Genomic DNA, 17,038 nt, shown 5'->3' with positions numbered 1-17,038 from the left:
AAGCAAAACATAAAAAACTTGTCACCAAGTATCTGGCACAATAAACACATGACGCGCCGGTGCATCTGGGTTAGCCGAGGTAAAAAAGCACACATGCTTGGGTCGATCGTCCTGTAAAAACCACTCACCTATCGCATTTATTAAGGCTGTGGCACAGAACTCAGTGGCCACATTCTGCGATGGTGCCGCCATCCAATGGGGCTTCTCTAAGAAAACAACATGAGAGAAAACCGCTGACAAGCACTTTAAATCCCTTACCCGCAACCAGGCACCACGCTTATTATTTAGCAACCAAGCTTGCACCGACGCCGCATCCGTTAAAGCTGAATACAAGCGTCCAAACATCAACAAACTGGCTTGCACCCGACTTTTTTTACCAAGGGTTTCAAAAAGCGGCGCAAGCGTTGCCGCCCCATCTTCTGTTTGCAGTACGGTTAATTGATGCTCACGGGCACGGGTGACCTTTATCAGCAGACTGTCATTTTTGTTTGGGCCAATCCAATTGTGAGGCGCTAAATCAGGTCGTTCTAAGTAAAACTTAATAGCGATTTCAAACTGGTGTAAATGGCCTTGTGGTGTTTCCACCAGCATGTCCACCTCTCCCAAAGTTTTGCCTTGTCGTTGGATTTGAACATGCTCTAGTCGAATGGTCAGGGTTGATAAATGCTCGATAGCAAAGGAAAAAAGCGTCTCGAAATAGCTACCCATAAAATGCGATTTGCATTCTGCTAAGGCTTGATCGAGCAAACTGGAATCAAGATCCAATGCTTTTAAGCGCTGATTGACGTCTGCCAACAAGAACGGCGCAAGATCAAAATCGCACTCGATATAATGCCCTTCCACCAGCCAAGCCAGATCGCGCACAATAGGATGAGTGAAACCTTTACTACTCATTAAAACAGCCCATTAACGGCTACTCAGGTGCTGATCAATACGATCCAAACAGCGCACAATAGAGTGAATTTTATCACTGGAAAGTCCTTTAAAGGCGTCTTCAGCCATGGGGGAAATATGACACCGTACGGGTAAATCTTGCCCCAATGCCAACATTGTTTTGAAACGCTCTATCATCACGAATCGCAGCCATTGTTCAAACGACATGGTATCAATACAAAATGGCTCTTGGCTTTGCCGTGCCGCGTCGCTTGGCGTGGCACAATCCCAAACCTGTGCGTTTTGCATTGCCATCTGTAACTCCATCAGCAAATCGGCTAACACATGATGAGCAGAAAAGACTTCTTTCAACCTGATTTCTCCTATGAAAAACGGTAAGATAACGCCTCTATTTTATCAACTCATAAGAGCGCATTTGGGCTTTTATCGGCAACATGAGCCATCATTTTATCATGAACAAGATTGAATCTCTTTCCGACTTATTCGACATGGTCGAGTGTGAAGTCAGCTATTACGACCTAGGTCGCAACATTACCAAGATCACGCCCCAACAAGCCATCCAGTTTGACCGTAAGCAGCAGGCCTACCCCTTTCCTTTTCGTCAACACGCTTGGTTGGCGTGCTTGTTAAAAAAGAAACTAGCTGACCAGAGCAACAAGGCAACGCAAACCAACAAAGCCGAAGACGGCGTCATTTGGTTTCTTAAATTACCTCTGGACGAAGCCGGTTGTTTGAATTTGGGCACACGAGACCATTTTATCAAAAGCATCGTCGATAAAATTCTTCATAAAGGCGAAGAAGCGGGTTTATCGGAAGCATTAGAAGACAGCCCATACGCCTTTAAACCAGACCAAGAACGCATGGCCAGCTTTCACGCTATGCTCGGTAAAGATTTACACCAAGCGCCTTCGGCGTACTTTCAAGCCGTGGTGGACTACTTATCGTCAGATTTGAGCGAAGCGAACGAAGCGTGGCAAACTCTCGGCTTACAAGGCATTGCCGAACTCGCCGCTCGCGTGAACGACGACAAATATCACGCCTTGATCAACAACGCCTTGCCCTTAGCGGCGTCGCCCCTAGTCAGCGCTTTGTGCCATGCCTTGGAACATGAAATCTTGCCTACAAGCCTACAAAATACCTTGATTGAACTAATACAAACCGAGCAAGACGCCTTGATGCAAGCCAGCTATTTACGCGCCTTATCAAGAGCTGACCTTAACGATGCATTATTACTGCCTTTGTTTGGTTTATTGGGCAGTTTAAGCGAATGCCAAGATCAGGAGCTTCATCCTATCGCTGCATTAGCGGCAAAATGCCCCCATTGGCTCGGACAAAACCCACAGCTTTTGCGCATCATTATGGAGAAATTGGCACACAGAGAAGATGGCTACATCGCTTTTAAACAAATCGCCGCCGAGCTCAGCCAACACCCAGAAACCGAACAACCTTTATGGAGTTTGCTACGTAGCGGTCGCGTTAGCCCAACACTGGCTCAAGCCGTTGGTTACCTCTTCACGCAAACACCTAAATCAGTGCAGTAATAAAATCGGCTCGAGTGAAGTGAATAAATGGAATAAAAAGCATCAGAGCCTGTAGCGGAAAACGCGACAGGCTCTGATCATTTGAATATTGAGCGACAAAAGCAACCCGCTAGTGGCAAGTGAGTTCTGCCTCGCCTTTTTGACGCATTTTTTTGCGGTGTTCAATAAATTCATCACTCAAGGCGTATTCACCTTGCTCGGTATGTTCAAGTGCACCTCGGTTCACCAGCGCATCTAAGGTTTTGGGCAACACCTTTTGTCGCCGCTCACCTTTAATAAAGTAAAACTGCTCATCCAGTTGAATCAGCTTAAAACCCGATTCTAAATACCCAACACACAGGTTTTGAGTTGGCGTTAATTTGAGTTTCATCGCTCACCTCATTCAGTCGTTTTTGTAAAATGGCCTAAAATAACGATTACGTGAATTAACATGACGTGAACTAACTATAGACACTTTTTTCAAAACACACATCTTGTCCTATCAAGATGACAAAATAATGGCTCTCTCTGCCGCTTAAACGAAAAAAGGAAAGCCTGCGCTTTCCTTTTTTACTCGTTCCAGCCTGCTATCAGATTAGCTCTTAAATTAGCCTTTGAACTTAATCAGATAACATTGGTGAATTTTTCCATTGCGATCGAAATCTGGGTCAAGCGTTTCACTGGTGATGTTTTTCACGTTAAATTCTTGCTCAAGATCCGCATCAAGCACAAATCGACGATAGTTGTTGGAGAAAATAAGCTCTCCGCCTCGTGCCAATCGCGCCATGGCCAAACGCACTAATTCCCCATGATCTCGCTGAATGTCCAGCACATCGGCCATTTTCTTCGAGTTCGAAAAGGTCGGTGGGTCCATAAAGATCAGGTCGAATTTATCACGGCTTTGCTTAAGCCACTCGATGCAATCGGCGCGTTCCACTTGGTGATGCAAATCCGAAAATTCGTTCAGCTCGATATTACGACGCGCCCACTCGGTGTAGGTATTGGACATATCGACGCTCAACGAGTTGCGCGCGCCACCTTGACCCGCGTGAACAGACGCCGTCGCCGTATAGCAAAACAAGTTCAAGAAGCGCTTGCCGTTGGCTTTGTCTTGAATCAGTTTGCGCACGGGGCGATGATCCAAAAATAAGCCGGTATCTAGGTAGTCTTTCAGGTTCACAATAAAATCACAGCCGTACTCTTCGACAGTCATTTCATATTTGGTTTGATCAAACTTTTCGTATTGTTCTTTACCAGACTGACGCTGACGCTGCTTCAATACCACCTTGGATTCAGCAATGTTGAGCGCGCTCGGAATCGCCGACATCACTTCAAACAAACGCTGTTTGGCTTTTTCAGGATCGACGCTTTTCGGCGCTTGGTATTCTTGTACGTGTGCCCAATCGCTGTAAATATCGATCGCAACGGCGTACTCAGGCATGTCGGCGTCGTACACGCGATAGCATTGGATCTTATTTTTCTCGACCCATTTTTTCAGCTTCTTGGCATTTTTCTGCAATCGGTTGGCGAACATCTGTGCGCCCGGCGTCATCGCCGCTTGGGCAACCACGTCTTCTTTGATTTTACCTTCAAGCAATGGGAACAAATACGCACGACATTCGATGCCGCCGTTGATCACGCGAGTGCTTTTTTCAGGACGAACTGGAATTTGACGCGCCAAGTGGTCGTTGCTGGTCAGCATCATAAATTGCCAACCGCGGGCATGATTCACCACCCATTCGCCTAATTCACGGTATAAAGCAATCAGCGCCATTTCGTCGCCAACTCGCTCACCGTAAGGCGGGTTACAAATCACCAAACCGGGTTTGGTTTCATCGATGGCAAATTCATGTTGCTGGAAGGGGGTCATGTTGACATCAATCACGCCCACTAGGCCAGCACGTTTGATGCTTTCACGAGACGCGGCAATGGCTCTTTGGTCTTGGTCGGTGCCTTGGAAACGCAAGCCAAGCTCATCAGCATTGCGCTTACGGTTCTTCGCGAAGTCGCTCAACTGCTGGAACAAACGATGATCGTGCTGCTTCCAACCTTTGAACCCCCAGTATTGACGACCCAAACCCGGCGCCATGTCCAAAGACATCATCGCCGCTTCCACCAAGAAGGTGCCAGAACCACACATAGGGTCAATCAACTGCGTCAAACCGCAGTCTTTGTGCCAACCCGCGCGCAACAACAAACCCGCCGCGAGGTTTTCTTTTAGCGGTGCCATGCTGCCTTGTTGACGATAACCACGGCGGTGCATACTTTCGCCAGACAAATCGATACTGACCGTCACCACTTCACGCTTAATACGCAAGGCGATACGCACATCTGGCTGTTCTTTTTGCACGCTGGGGCGCTCGCCAGACAAATCAACAAAGTAATCGGCAATTGCGTCTTTGGCGCGCACGGCACCAAATTGCGTGTTACGAATGTGGTGGTTAGTACCATGGCAATCAATAGCAATGGTGTCGGTCGCGGACATGTGCTCAGACCAATTGATTGCTTTTACCGCATCGTAAAGCTCGTCGGCAGAGTCAATTTTAAAATTGGCAATCGGTAACATAACGCGGGTCGCCACACGAGACCAAAGGCAAACTTGGTACATGCCTTCCAAATCGGTGTTCAACTTGACTTGGCCTTCACCAAACCGAGTTTGGGTTAGCCCTTCACTGTGTAACTCTTTTTCTAAGACGTTTTCCAAGCCTAGTGGGCAGGTGATTTCTAGGTCGTACACCTGGCTGTTTGACTCGGTAGTCTGTGTTTGTGTGCTCATTATGAAAGTACTTTTTTTAATGTCTGTGAATGTGTCGTGCAAGGTCAACCTACAAGCCTAACTCTCGTTCACGATAATAGGCGTCTGTGGTCGCAATGGCTTCTTTGATCAATTCTGGGCCGTGGTAAATAAAGCCGGAATAAATTTGTACCAAGCGTGCGCCCGCTTGCAGTTTTTCAACCGCATCGGCACCGCTTGAAATACCACCCACACCAATGATCGGCAAGGTGTCTTTTAAATGCTCCGCCAATACTCGCACCACATGAGTAGAGGCATCGCGCACCGGCGCACCGCTCAATCCGCCGGCTTCTTTTTCAAACGCATGACCAACTACGGCCTCGCGAGATAAAGTGGTATTGGTGGCGATAATGCCATCGACACCTTGAGCAACCAAGGTGTCGGCGACCATTTTGATTTCATCGTCTGTCATGTCTGGGGCGATTTTCACCGCCAAAGGCACGCGTTTACCGTGCTCGGCTTCGTAACGATCTCGGGCTTCGCTTAACGGCGCAATCAACTGCGCCAAGCTGTCGCCAAATTGCAAACTGCGTAACCCTGGAGTATTTGGCGAACTGATGTTGGCGGTAATGTAATCCGCATAAGGAATCACTTGAGTCAAACAAGCCAAATAATCCGCGGCGGCGTCTTCCACCGATGTGGTCAAATTCTTACCAATATTCACGCCCAAAATGCCCGGGTAACGGTGCTGTTTGATGCGTGACACCATGTGCTCTACGCCTTTGTTGTTGAACCCCATGCGGTTAATAATGGCCTCGTGCTCAGGCAAACGGAACAACCGTGGTTTTGGGTTACCCGACTGGCCTTTGGGCGTCACCGTCCCGACTTCCACAAAGCCAAAACCCAACGCACCCAGCGCTTCGAACGCATCGGCGTTTTTGTCTAGCCCTGCGGCCAAGCCCACGGCGTTAGGGAAACGCAACCCCATTACATCAACAGGTTTGGTAGCCGGCATTTCCCCTAGGAACTTTTTAAGGCCCAATCGGCTGCTGGCTCCAAGAAGCTCCAAAGACAGATCATGGGACACTTCAGCGTCTAATTTAAACAACAATGAGCGCGCGAGTTGGTACATATATAAAGCTCCTAGGCGGTTAACATTAGACAGCGCTATCTAATTTTTGTAACGCTAATCAGTTTATTCGAATCATCAAATTCCACTTCAAAAAAACCGTGAATTCCTTGGTGGGTGACAAAACGCTGAAACGCTGACAGGGGCAACTGAACTTTTCGACCGTCTAAGCTATTGGCCACTAGGTTTTTCGCCAACCCAGCGTACATCGCCTCATACTTCAATGCAGACAGGGCCACATTTAATACAATTTTCGCCATCTTTTCGTCCTGTGCTTACATTACCCTTACAGAGAACACCCTGTGCGTAAAGAATTGAATCCGATAATATGGGCGCTATTATATTGCGTTGACACTTTTTTTGACAGAAGTATAAGGAACCTAGGTTCGATGGTAGCTGTAATTGAACAATTAAAAGACCACTTAAACCGTGCCGTTCTTGGCCAACCCGATTTAACCCACGAATTACTCGTTGCCTTGATCGCCAATGGCCATGTTCTGCTTGAAGGCCCGCCAGGAATTGCCAAAACTACCGCAGCTAAAGCCTTAGCGAACGCTATCGACAGTCGCTTCCAACGCATTCAATTTACGCCAGATTTACTGCCTGGCGACGTTACCGGCTCCGACATTTATCAGCAAGAAACCGGACAATTTAGCTTTATTCCTGGCCCCATCATGAACGACATTGTACTGGCCGACGAAATCAACCGCGCGCCAGCCAAAGTGCAATCGGCGTTACTGGAAGCCATGGGCGAGCGGCAAGTCACCGTTGGCAATCACAGCTACTCCTTGTCCGAATTGTTTTTTGTCATCGCCACACAAAACCCCATCGAGCAAGAAGGCACCTACCCTTTGCCAGAAGCGCAGTTAGATCGCTTCATGATGAAAATCAACCTGGGCTACCCAAGCGCGGCCAGCGAGTTAGAAGTGCTGCGTTTAGTGAGACAACAAGATTTACACAAAACCACCTCCACGCCATCGCAACCCATTTGCACCCCAGCGGATGTACTCGCACTGCAACAAAAAGCCTTGTCTTTGTACATGTCAGAAAGCGTGGAGCAATACATAGTGCAACTCATTATGGCGACACGGCAGCCGGAGTTGTACCTTGGCGACGCCGGCAAGGGCACCAACCTAATCGACTACGGCGCCAGCCCACGCGGTACATTGGCGTTAGACCGTTGCGCCCGCGCCAATGCGTTACTTCATGGTCGTGATTTTGTCACCCCAGACGATGTGCGCCAGATTGCTTTGCCCGTGTTGCGCCATCGAGTGATCATCAGTTTTGAAGCACAAGCGGCGGGCTTGTCCGTGGATGACTTGTTAAAAAGACTCATCAGTCACGTGCCTGCGCTGTGAGGGTCATTGAGTCGATGATTGGCCTATGAACCCATTATTAGCCCCTTCCCCCGAACTGGACGACACGCATTTTGCTTTGCTCGCTCATTATGCAAAGCACCTTGGTCGAGCGCCCAAAGCCATGCGATTTGCTGCAACCACAGGAGAACGTCGGTCCCGACAAAAAGGCCACGGCATGGAAATGCTCGAACTGCGCTCCTATCAAGCTAGCGACGATTTACGCCATATCGACTGGCGTGTTACGGCTCGCACCGGCCAAGCTCATACCCGTTTGTACGCGCAAGAAAATGACCACCAGCGACTTTTGCTCATGGACCTTTCTCCTAGCGCTTACTTCGGCACAAAACACACCTTTATTTCAACACGATTCGCTCAACTAGCAGGGCTGATCGCGTGGCGATCCAAGCAACAAGGCGATGCTTTGTCTTACCGCCTAACCTACGGTGCTCAGCATCAGACCAGCGGTAACACACAATCGTTGTCTGTGCTGCTAGCACAACTCAAAAACGCCACGGCTTTGAGCCATAGGGCAGACAAATACACTGCCGACAGTATTTGGACAGGCAGCCCCTTGATTCATCACGCTCACAATAAAGATGTGATCATCTTGACGGACAAACAATATTGGGACGACAAAGAAGAAGCTGCCTTGTGGCAACTGGCCAAACACAACCGCGTTCACTGGGTACAAATCATCGACAGCCACGCCTTTAATTTACCCGCCGGACACTACCAAATGACCAGCGGCTTTGGCATTCAGCGTATCTCAGTGACTGAATCAGGTATTCAACAGGCCAAGGCAGACTTTTTTGCCAGCAATGCCAGATTCAAACATCGCCTGTCTCTCTTGGGCATTGAGCATTATGTGTTTGATTTAAACGAATCGCCGGAAAAGATTGCTCGCACCTTATTGGCAAAAGGAGCATTACGTTAATGGAAAACACCCCAACGCCGCCTCTTGAATTGCCGAATAAAGCGTATTTACTGCCCGATAACATCCCCATGTGGCCTCCTGTGTGGTGGACTTGGTTGCTGGTCGCTGCCTTACTTATCGCCATCACGGCGCTTGGTGCTTTTTATTATAAACGTCATCAAAAACGTACCTATCGACGAGAAGCGTGTCAGGCCATTACACAAAGCATAGCCGAGCTGAGCGACAAAGAGAGCCTCTTACTGTGTCACGAAATGGTTCGACGTTGCCTAGTCAGCGAAGGAAAGCAGCACCTCGTATCATTGCCCAGCGCCCAACTGTTTGCCCAACTCGACGAGCAACTACCCGGCAAAAAACGCTTTTCTTCTCTTGGCGCTGGGTTTATCGATGGGCCTTATCGACCAGTGATAGAGCTCAACGAGCAACAACGCGCCGACATGATTGCCGTCACCCTGTTTTGGATAAGGAAACACCATGCTTGAATTGACTTGGCCATGGTGCTTACTCCTCTTGCCGTTGCCTTTATTAATGCGTTTTTTGCCCAAGGCAACCCCAAAAGAAGACGCTCTTTGGTGGAACAGCACCGCACAACTGATGCAATATCAAGACAAGGCCATCACCACCAAGCGACCGCCAAATCAAGCCATCTGTTTATTCGTCGCTTGGGTGCTATTGATATTGGCCATCGCTCAACCGATCTGGCTTGGCGAGCCGACCAAGGTAACGCCGTCCGGTCGGGATCTACTAATCGCCTTGGATTTATCCGGCAGTATGCAGGTGTCCGACATGGTGCTGAATGATCAACCCGCAAATCGCCTCGATACAGCGAAATCCGTGCTGGCCGACTTCATTCAGGCGCGACGCGGCGACCGAGTAGGCATTATCGTTTTTGGTACCAAAGCCTATTTACAAGCGCCGCTGAGTTTTGATACCGACACCATCAATCAATTAGTTCAAGAAGCGCAAATTGGCTTCGCTGGCGAACAAACGGCCATTGGCGATGCCATCGGATTAGGCATAAAGCGCTTGGAAGACAAACCCTCCGATAAAAAAGTATTGATATTAATGACAGACGGAGCCAACACCGCAGGCCGCGTGCAACCTGAGCAGGCCGCCGCTTTCGCTCAAGCGCAAAATGTACGCATACACACCATCGGCATGGGTGCTGAGAGCATGGTGGTGCAAAGTTTTTTTGGCGCCAAAGTGGTAAACCCTTCCAGCGACCTAGACGAAACCTTGTTGCGTAACATCGCTGCTCAAACCGGCGGCGAATATTTCCGCGCCAAAAGTACAGAAGACCTTCAGGCAATATATCAAACACTGGACGCCTTAGAACCAACGCCGACAGAAGACGTTTGGCAACGTCCTTTAACCAGTTTGTTTCATTGGCTTGGTTTGGCTGCCTTGCTGTTCGTTGCCCTGTCTGCGCTAATCAGCAAGCCGATTAACTGGCAAAGAGGCAAACATCAATGACGCTCTTTGATTTGATTCATTTTGAACGCCCTTTTTGGCTATTGTGCCTGCCCATCACTTGGGTAGTAAGCTTGTATTTTATCCGCCACAGTGACGGTCAGCGCCCTTTGAAACATCTCATCGATGATCATTTGATGCCGCATCTGGTGTACAAATCCTCTTCGCCTCGTGTGGTGAGGTGGTTAGGATTGATTTGCGTTTCTTTATGTTGGATTGGTCTGGCGGGGATCAGCTGGACAAAAGCTCCCACTACCATGTTTGAAAGTACTCAAAAGACCGTACTGGTGGTTGATCAGTCGCTGTCCATGTACGCCACTGACATTACGCCTAATCGCCAAACTCAACTGAAGCAAACCATTCGCGATATTTTGGCGCAGAACAAAGATGGCGAAATGGCACTCGTGGCGTTCGCGGGAGAAGGGTTTGTGATCAGCCCTTTTAGTCAAGACAGGGAAACCATCACCCATTTTTTATTGGCGCTCGATCCGATCATTATGCCCACCTACGGCAGTAACTTAACCAGCGGCATCGAGACGGCTTTATCCTTACACAAAGATAAACAACAAGCATTACACCTGATTATTTTAACCGATGAGATAACTGATAAAGACCGAGTCGAGATCCCTAAGCGCTTAGCCGATTACGCAATCACTCTAGACCTCGTGGCAATTGGTACTCAAGCAGGAGCAGTAATACAGCTACCGGACGGGCAGATTCTCAAACGTAACGGCAAAAACATTGTCGCTTCCACCCCCATTTCAGAACTCAGTGCCTTTACGGAGAAAGTGGGCGGTCGCTTTTATCGAGGACGACTCTCACCGCAAGATCTGTCCGTCATCACTCGCAATACGCTCAGCAATGAGCAAACGCAACAAGCACGAAACAAAAGCATTCACTGGGTGGAACAAGGTCACTGGTTTGCCTTGCCCTTATTGATTTGGCTAGCGTTTCAATTTCGTCGTGGTGCTGTGTTTGCGTTGCTGCTCAGTGTGGGCTTTTTGCCCCTTGATTCACTGCAAGCGTCACCGCTAGAGTGGTTTCTCACCCCCGATCAAAAAGGCCAACAAGCGGTCGACCAAGGCGATTGGGCAACGGCAGACCGCTATTTTGAACAGCCAAAATGGAAGGCGGCGTCGTCTTATGCGCTGGAAAACTACGATTCAACCATTCAAACCCTAACGTCACTAGACCAGCGAAGCGCCGCCGAAAACTACAATTTAGGCAATGCCCTTGCTTTGTCTGGTGACCTTCAAGGCGCCATTGAGGCCTATGAAACGGCTTTAGAACAAGACCCAGATTTAGACGCCGCCCGAGAAAATCTAGAGTACGTGAAACAACAAGCTCAGCAGCAACAGCAACAAGAGCAAGAGCAAGAGCAAGAGCAAAACCAAGAATCAGAGCAACAGGATTCCCAAGATAATTCAAATCCTGACAACAAAGAGCAAAATTCGGACTCCGATACTGAAAATAAAAACACTCAGAACCCACCGTCTGACGAAAAAAATGACAATAAAACGCCTGAAAAACAAGACAAAAACAAAACACCTGAGGATAATAAGCAAGAGGATGCTAAGGACACGCCACTCGATCAGAACACGCCGCTAAATCAAGAAGAACAGCAGGCACTTGATCAATGGCTACGACAAATTCAAGACGACCCTGGGTTATTACTGCAACGTAAGCTCTGGTACTTACATCAAGAACGACGCAACGAACAGCAATTCACTCAAGAGGATAAGCAAGACCCATGGTAATAAAGCACGACTTACCGTCCTTCAAGGCCAACGACGCGCGCTATCGAGTCTATTTGGCATCGGTGATGCTTCTGCTTTGTCTGTTGTTTTCCAATGCTCTTTTTGCTGACACTGTCAGCGCATCGCTGAATAAAACGGTGTCCGTTGAAAATGAAGTGGTTCAGCTCACCTTAAGGGCCGATTTTTCAGATACTGGAAACGGCCCTGATTTATCGCCATTAGAGCGAGACTTCACGATTTTAGGCAAAAGCCAAAACAGCCAATTTAGCTTTAATTTAGGCACGACAACGGCACTGAATTTTTGGGTCGTCAGCTTGATGCCGAAATCTGTTGGCACCTTTGAAATCCCTCCAATCAAGATCGGCGATCACGCCTCTGAACCGATTCGCTTGGTAATCAAGAACTCTCCTCAACTGTTGGATGCCAATGGCAACCCACCTGTAATGATCAAGACCGATGTGTCTGAGATCGAGCCGTATTTGCAGCAAGAAACCATTATCAGCGTACAACTTTTCACCTCAGTTGCCTTACAAAACGCCAACCGTTCTGTGCCAGAGCACCCAGATTTAGTGGTCGAGCGATTAAGCGATGATCAAATGAATTATCAAACCGTTAATGGCACCCAATATCAGGTGATTACTCGGGAATACTTAGCCTTTCCACAACGCAGTGGTTTGTTGACCTTGCCGCCCCAGAGCATTCAAGCCATGGTGAATACATCCACTGGCAGACGCATGATCAAGGTTCAAAGCGAGCCTTTGAACATTCAGGTATTGCCAATTCCAGCAAGTTATTCAGGCACAGCCTGGCTGCCCAGCCAAGGCGTTAAAATCTCAACGGCATTAGATAAAACCAACGACTCTCCACGAGTAGGAGACACTCTAATTTGGACTATTGAAGTACAGGCAAAAGGCGCGCTACCAGAGCAAATTCCGCCGATCGATTTCAACAGCACCCGCGCCTATAAGCTTTACCCTAAAAACCCTGAATTCGACACTCAGAAAAGCGCCGATGGCGTTGTGGGTCGTCAGCTTATTGTGATTGAGGTGGTTCCGACCCAAGAAGGCCCTTTGACCTTACCTGATATCACTATTAACTATTGGGATACCGAACAAAGAGCCTTGCAAACGGTTATTGCCACGACGCCGACCATCAACATTGCACCGCTGCCTACGGCCAGCAATCCTACAAAAACACCAATCAGTGACCCTTTACCCGCTCAAACACGATCTGTTGCGCCTATCTCTTTAGCCAAAAAACCGTCACCGTCTAGCGCAACAACAGCACAGACAGGAACAGAATCAGCGAGGAGAAACGCACCAGATAACGACGCATTTCCAATCAACACAGAACAAGGCGACACCTCTTTTTCTGTGCGATCCTATTTAATTGCCGGATTACTTGTGCTGACAACGGTTATGCTGGCTCTTTGGGTTTGGATCTGGCTCAAAAAACGCCAGCCCTCGCCGGAAGCTGAACTTAATGTACCGACACTTCAAGAGTTTGCCGCGCTCAATACCGTGGATGAATTCAGCGCATTTGACGCCTTAATAAGCTGTTGTCGCCAGAATGATTTATCCTCTTTACGACCTAGCCTTCTAGAATGGGCTAGACACCGCTGGGGGGACAACGAAATCCGCAGCGTAGACGACATAAAACGGCTAACCAGCGTTCAAGTGACTCAACTCTTAATGGAAGCCGAATTAATGATGTATTCCAGTAACCCAAGCAATGAATGGCAAGGCGAGCCTTTGGCCGATGCGCTTGAAGAATACACCAGCGGCTACGCTAAGCCCTCGCAGGCGAGTCAACTCAAAACACTGTACCCTAACTTTTAGAGTTGGGGTGTTTCCCACTTACACATTGTCAGAAGGATCATCATAATGACCCCTTATCAATCCGGCATCATTGCAGAAGCCTCCAGCGATGCGCTGTTTATCACTCTTAACCTTGATCGCTCTGACCTTTCTGCGCTGAAGACCACACTCGCAAGCTTGCCCTCTGTGGTTGAGCAATATCAACAGGACTATGCCGACGCCCACTTGCATGCGGCCATTGGTTTTAGTCATCTAATTTGGGATGAGCTAGACACACAGCGCCCTCAGTATTTGTCCCCCTTCCCGACCATAGAGGGCAAAGACATACAAATCCCTTCAACGGACGTGGACATGGTGTTGCATTTAAGATCGTCTCGACGTGATGTAACTTATCTACTTGGCGAAGCCTTATATTCTACACTGAGCCAATACGCTATCTTGGTCGAAGAAGTCAGTGGCTTCAAATACTTAGATAACCGCGACCTAACGGGCTTTGTGGATGGCACTGAAAACCCAGAAGGAGAACAGCGTAAAGCGGTGGCCTTAGTCGGCGAAGAAGACGAACGCTTTATCCAAGGGTCTTATTTCAACCTGATGCGTTTTGTACATGATTTGGCTAAATGGGAACAACAAGACCTGAAAACTCAAGAAGATACTTACGGCCGAACCAAGTTCGACAACGAAGAGTACCCTTCGAGCGAAAAATCCGTTCACGCTCACACTAAGCGCACCTCGCTAAAAGATGAGCAGGGCAAATCTTTAGAGATTCTTCGTCACAGCATGCCTTTTGCGTCTTTGACTGAAAAAGGCTTGATGTTTGCCAGTTACAGCAAAACACCGGTGATTTTCAATCGCATGTTAGAAAGTATGGTGAAGGGTGACGAAGACGGCAACACCGATCACCTGATGCAGTACACACAAGCGACCACTGGCCAAGCTTTCTTTATACCGTCAAATACTTGGTTCACTGAACTGACGACAGCTTAAAACAAGCAAAACACCCTCAACAGCTTCCAATCAAACAAAAAAAGCCACTTCACATTGTCAGTGAAGTGGCTTTTTATTGAGATCAATGTACGACGCTCGTTTTACTTTACTAGACCAGTAGCGTAACTTTTTATCTTTCGATAACCGCCGAATTCGTCAAGAAATCTTCTTGACCTTGCGTGCTCAAAGTCGCTTGAGTTTGACTCAAATAACGCTCGTAAGCCGCTTGCTGATCTTCTGGAACCTCGATATTGCCCATACTTACACTAGTCAAACGAATCAACGCCAAATCGCCATTAGATAAGTTTTTAATATCAACTACCGGTGCGCCTTCTGGGTGCGCCATGGTGAAAGCCAAAGACGCCATTTCATCTTGGCCACGCTGAGCATCGCTCACTGAAGACCAAATTGTCGTTGCATCGTCTTTTGCTTGTTCTGCTTTAAGCTTCAAGGACGCCAACGCTTTTTGCTGGACCACAACAGAAGTCACTTCTTCCAGTGTTTCTTCAAACGGCTGTACAGCTTCTAATTTGTGATCATTCAAATGAATCACTGCTACTTGATCGTCGCTCAGCTCAATCAAATCACTGTTTTGATTGTCTTCAAGCACAGCAACATCGAAAGCAGCAGCGATAACACTCGCATTGCTAGTTACGTCATCTATTCCACCATCGCGACCAAAATAACCGCTCTGCTTTACATCAACACCGTATTCCTTAGCAAGGATGTCTAGCTTGTCGCTGGCATAAGCTAGATCTGTAATGTCTTCGTGAGCCGTCAACAACGCATCTCGCGCTTTGTCTTGCATTAAACCCTGTTTTAGCTCGTCTTCTAAAGACGCAAAACTAGGTAACTCAGCCGATGTGATGTCGTTCAGTTGAATCAAATGATAACCAAACTGCGTTTTAACAGATCGAACATCGCCTTTTACCATTGAAAAAAGCGCATCGTCGAAAGCAGTGTCTATCATGCCAGCTTCAACGTACCCTAGATTACCGCCGTCGTCTTTGGAACCAATATCATCAGAATATTGTGCAGCAAGCTCGGCAAAACTTTCGCCAGCATCGAGTTTGGCTTGCACTTCGTCTAATAAGCTTTGTGCTTCAGCATCGGTGCGATCCGACGTTTCGAACAAAATATGAGAGGCAGAGCGCTCTTCTTGCGCCAAATCAGAGATGGACGCCTGATACGCTTGTTGCAACTCTTCGTCTGTTACTGACACCTTGTTGTAAAAGTCTTCTGACGAAATCAAGACATAGTCAACTTTTACCTGTTCAGGCGTTTTAAAACTGTCTTTGTTGGCATCATAATAGGCTTTGAGCTCATCGTCTGTCACACTGATGTTTTCCGCTTCATCAGCCAATGAAAAAGACACATAATCAAATGATCTTTCTTGTGACTGCAGTTTAGACACTGCCTCCACTTCATAAGGTAAAACGAACTCAGAACCAGCAATAGCATTACGTGGTTGCTGTATTAATACATCTTGTTTAATACGTTGTTGAAAAGCTAAAGGCGTAAAACCAAGGGAATTAATAAAGTTTAGGTATTTGTTTTGATCAAACTGGCCATCTGTTTGAAATTGCTCCGCTTGCAGCAGATATGCGTTCACCTGATCATCCGATACGCCAAGCCCTAACTTCTCTGATTGATTCTCTAAAACAATGCGCTGAACCAGTTCATCCAACGCACGACGTTGAAGAAGGTTGTCTTCTAACAAGGCAGGATTGATTTGACCACCCATCATCGAAATTAACTGACGACGTTGTGTTTCTGCGCCTTGTAGCATTTGAGTGCGGCTAATTTCGACCCCATCTACTTCAGCTACGGTATCCGATGAACTGAAACTTTGAACCAAGGCGTCTACGCCAAATAGAGCAAAAGTCACAACGATAAAACCGACTATGATCTTTACCACAATACCTTGTGACTTATCTCTTATATCTTGGAGCATTACTGCCTCCACATGAGTGAATTAAATAACAAATAAAAAAGGTGCATTCCGCTTGGAATACACCTTTTGTGTCTAATGGCGGAATGGACGGGACTCGAACCCGCGACCCCCTGCGTGACAGGCAGGTATTCTAACCAACTGAACTACCACTCCTAAAACATTAGTTTACAGCGTCTTTAAGACCTTTACCGGCCTTAAATCCTGGAACTTTCGCTGCTTTAATTTGGATTTCCTCACCAGTTTGAGGGTTACGGCCTGTACGTGCCGCACGTTCTTTAACTGCAAAAGTACCAAAACCAACTAGTGTAACCTGGTCACCTTTTGCTAACGCTGCTTCAATTGCTTTTAAAGTCGCGTCTAAAGCATTACTAGCAGACGCCTTAGATAAATCAGCTGTCGCTGCAATAGCATCAATCAATTCAGATTTGTTCACGTTGTACCCCTTTAGTATTTTCGTGGTTCCTTACTATTTTCGGCACAGAATAAA

At 47.6% G+C, this 17,038-nt stretch carries 16 protein-coding genes and 1 tRNA gene; 8 read left to right on the top strand and 9 right to left on the bottom strand.

The genetic code is table 11. The annotated features are described in order from the left end of the window. Positions 1-21 precede the first annotated feature (21 nt). Positions 22-894, bottom strand: coding sequence for a DUF1853 family protein (locus tag J9B83_RS09665; protein ID WP_211536553.1), 873 nt, complete (start codon positions 892-894; stop codon positions 22-24). 12 nt (positions 895-906) lie between these two features. Then, on the bottom strand, positions 907-1,245 hold the full coding sequence (locus tag J9B83_RS09660; protein WP_211536552.1) for a YqcC family protein: 339 nt from the start codon (positions 1,243-1,245) through the stop codon (positions 907-909). A gap of 101 nt (positions 1,246-1,346) precedes the next feature. On the opposite strand from J9B83_RS09660, the gene J9B83_RS09655 reads away from it, so the two are divergent. Beyond that, positions 1,347-2,435, top strand: a complete 1,089-nt coding sequence (locus tag J9B83_RS09655) for a DUF3549 family protein (protein WP_211536551.1) — start codon at positions 1,347-1,349, stop codon at positions 2,433-2,435. Between the two features lie 109 nt (positions 2,436-2,544). On the opposite strand, the gene J9B83_RS09650 is transcribed toward J9B83_RS09655, so the two are convergent. The 4 genes from J9B83_RS09650 to J9B83_RS09635 form a co-directional block, all read right to left on the bottom strand. Then, a complete protein-coding gene (locus J9B83_RS09650; RefSeq protein WP_211536550.1) occupies positions 2,545-2,805 on the bottom strand; it encodes a formyltetrahydrofolate deformylase in 261 nt (86 codons plus the stop codon). A 216-nt stretch (positions 2,806-3,021) separates the two neighbouring features. Next, positions 3,022-5,190 carry a bifunctional 23S rRNA (guanine(2069)-N(7))-methyltransferase RlmK/23S rRNA (guanine(2445)-N(2))-methyltransferase RlmL gene (gene rlmKL / locus J9B83_RS09645; protein WP_211536549.1) on the bottom strand — a complete coding sequence of 723 codons (2,169 nt, stop codon included), beginning with the start codon at positions 5,188-5,190 and terminating at the stop codon, positions 3,022-3,024. A gap of 49 nt (positions 5,191-5,239) precedes the next feature. Continuing rightward, positions 5,240-6,280, bottom strand: coding sequence for a quinone-dependent dihydroorotate dehydrogenase (locus tag J9B83_RS09640; RefSeq protein ID WP_211536548.1), 1,041 nt, complete (start codon positions 6,278-6,280; stop codon positions 5,240-5,242). Positions 6,281-6,315: 35 nt separating this feature from the next. Continuing rightward, on the bottom strand, positions 6,316-6,537 hold the full coding sequence (locus J9B83_RS09635) for a DUF2835 domain-containing protein (protein WP_211536547.1): 222 nt from the start codon (positions 6,535-6,537) through the stop codon (positions 6,316-6,318). Between the two features lie 129 nt (positions 6,538-6,666). Here J9B83_RS09635 and J9B83_RS09630 point away from each other — a divergent pair, with 129 nt between their 5' ends. The 7 genes from J9B83_RS09630 to J9B83_RS09600 are packed head-to-tail and all read left to right on the top strand — an operon-like array spanning position 6,667 to position 14,597. Further along, on the top strand, positions 6,667-7,635 hold the full coding sequence (locus J9B83_RS09630) for an AAA family ATPase (RefSeq protein ID WP_211536546.1): 969 nt from the start codon (positions 6,667-6,669) through the stop codon (positions 7,633-7,635). A gap of 25 nt (positions 7,636-7,660) precedes the next feature. Further along, on the top strand, positions 7,661-8,569 hold the full coding sequence (locus J9B83_RS09625) for a DUF58 domain-containing protein (RefSeq protein WP_211536545.1): 909 nt from the start codon (positions 7,661-7,663) through the stop codon (positions 8,567-8,569). Then, positions 8,569-9,048, top strand: a complete 480-nt coding sequence (locus J9B83_RS09620; RefSeq protein WP_211536544.1) for a DUF4381 domain-containing protein — start codon at positions 8,569-8,571, stop codon at positions 9,046-9,048. The genes J9B83_RS09625 and J9B83_RS09620 overlap by 1 nt, the downstream gene beginning before the upstream one ends. Next, on the top strand, positions 9,041-10,039 hold the full coding sequence (locus J9B83_RS09615; protein ID WP_211536543.1) for a VWA domain-containing protein: 999 nt from the start codon (positions 9,041-9,043) through the stop codon (positions 10,037-10,039). The genes J9B83_RS09620 and J9B83_RS09615 overlap by 8 nt, the downstream gene beginning before the upstream one ends. Then, positions 10,036-11,793, top strand: a complete 1,758-nt coding sequence (locus tag J9B83_RS09610; protein ID WP_211536542.1) for a VWA domain-containing protein — start codon at positions 10,036-10,038, stop codon at positions 11,791-11,793. The genes J9B83_RS09615 and J9B83_RS09610 overlap by 4 nt, the downstream gene beginning before the upstream one ends. Further along, positions 11,787-13,631, top strand: coding sequence for a BatD family protein (locus tag J9B83_RS09605; RefSeq protein ID WP_211536541.1), 1,845 nt, complete (start codon positions 11,787-11,789; stop codon positions 13,629-13,631). Before J9B83_RS09610 ends, J9B83_RS09605 begins: the two co-directional genes overlap by 7 nt. A 45-nt stretch (positions 13,632-13,676) precedes the next feature. Further along, a complete protein-coding gene (locus tag J9B83_RS09600; RefSeq protein WP_211536540.1) occupies positions 13,677-14,597 on the top strand; it encodes a Dyp-type peroxidase in 921 nt (306 codons plus the stop codon). Positions 14,598-14,727: 130 nt separating this feature from the next. Here the strand turns inward: J9B83_RS09600 and J9B83_RS09595 are convergent, their stop codons facing one another. The 3 genes from J9B83_RS09595 to J9B83_RS09585 all read right to left on the bottom strand — a co-directional run bounded on the left by J9B83_RS09595 (position 14,728) and on the right by J9B83_RS09585 (position 16,984). Continuing rightward, a complete protein-coding gene (locus J9B83_RS09595; RefSeq protein ID WP_211536539.1) occupies positions 14,728-16,551 on the bottom strand; it encodes a SurA N-terminal domain-containing protein in 1,824 nt (607 codons plus the stop codon). Positions 16,552-16,627: 76 nt separating this feature from the next. After that, positions 16,628-16,704 (bottom strand) — tRNA-Asp (locus tag J9B83_RS09590). Between the two features lie 7 nt (positions 16,705-16,711). After that, positions 16,712-16,984 (bottom strand): HU family DNA-binding protein, encoded by a 273-nt coding sequence (locus J9B83_RS09585; protein ID WP_211536538.1) that lies wholly within the window; start codon positions 16,982-16,984, stop codon positions 16,712-16,714. Between the last annotated feature and the right edge of the window lie 54 nt (positions 16,985-17,038).

It is taken from the genome of Marinomonas vulgaris, assembly GCF_018145875.1.
Taxonomy (GTDB): domain Bacteria; phylum Pseudomonadota; class Gammaproteobacteria; order Pseudomonadales; family Marinomonadaceae; genus Marinomonas; species Marinomonas vulgaris.
Note: the sequence above shows the minus strand (reverse complement) of the source record. Positions and strands in the feature narration are given on the sequence as shown.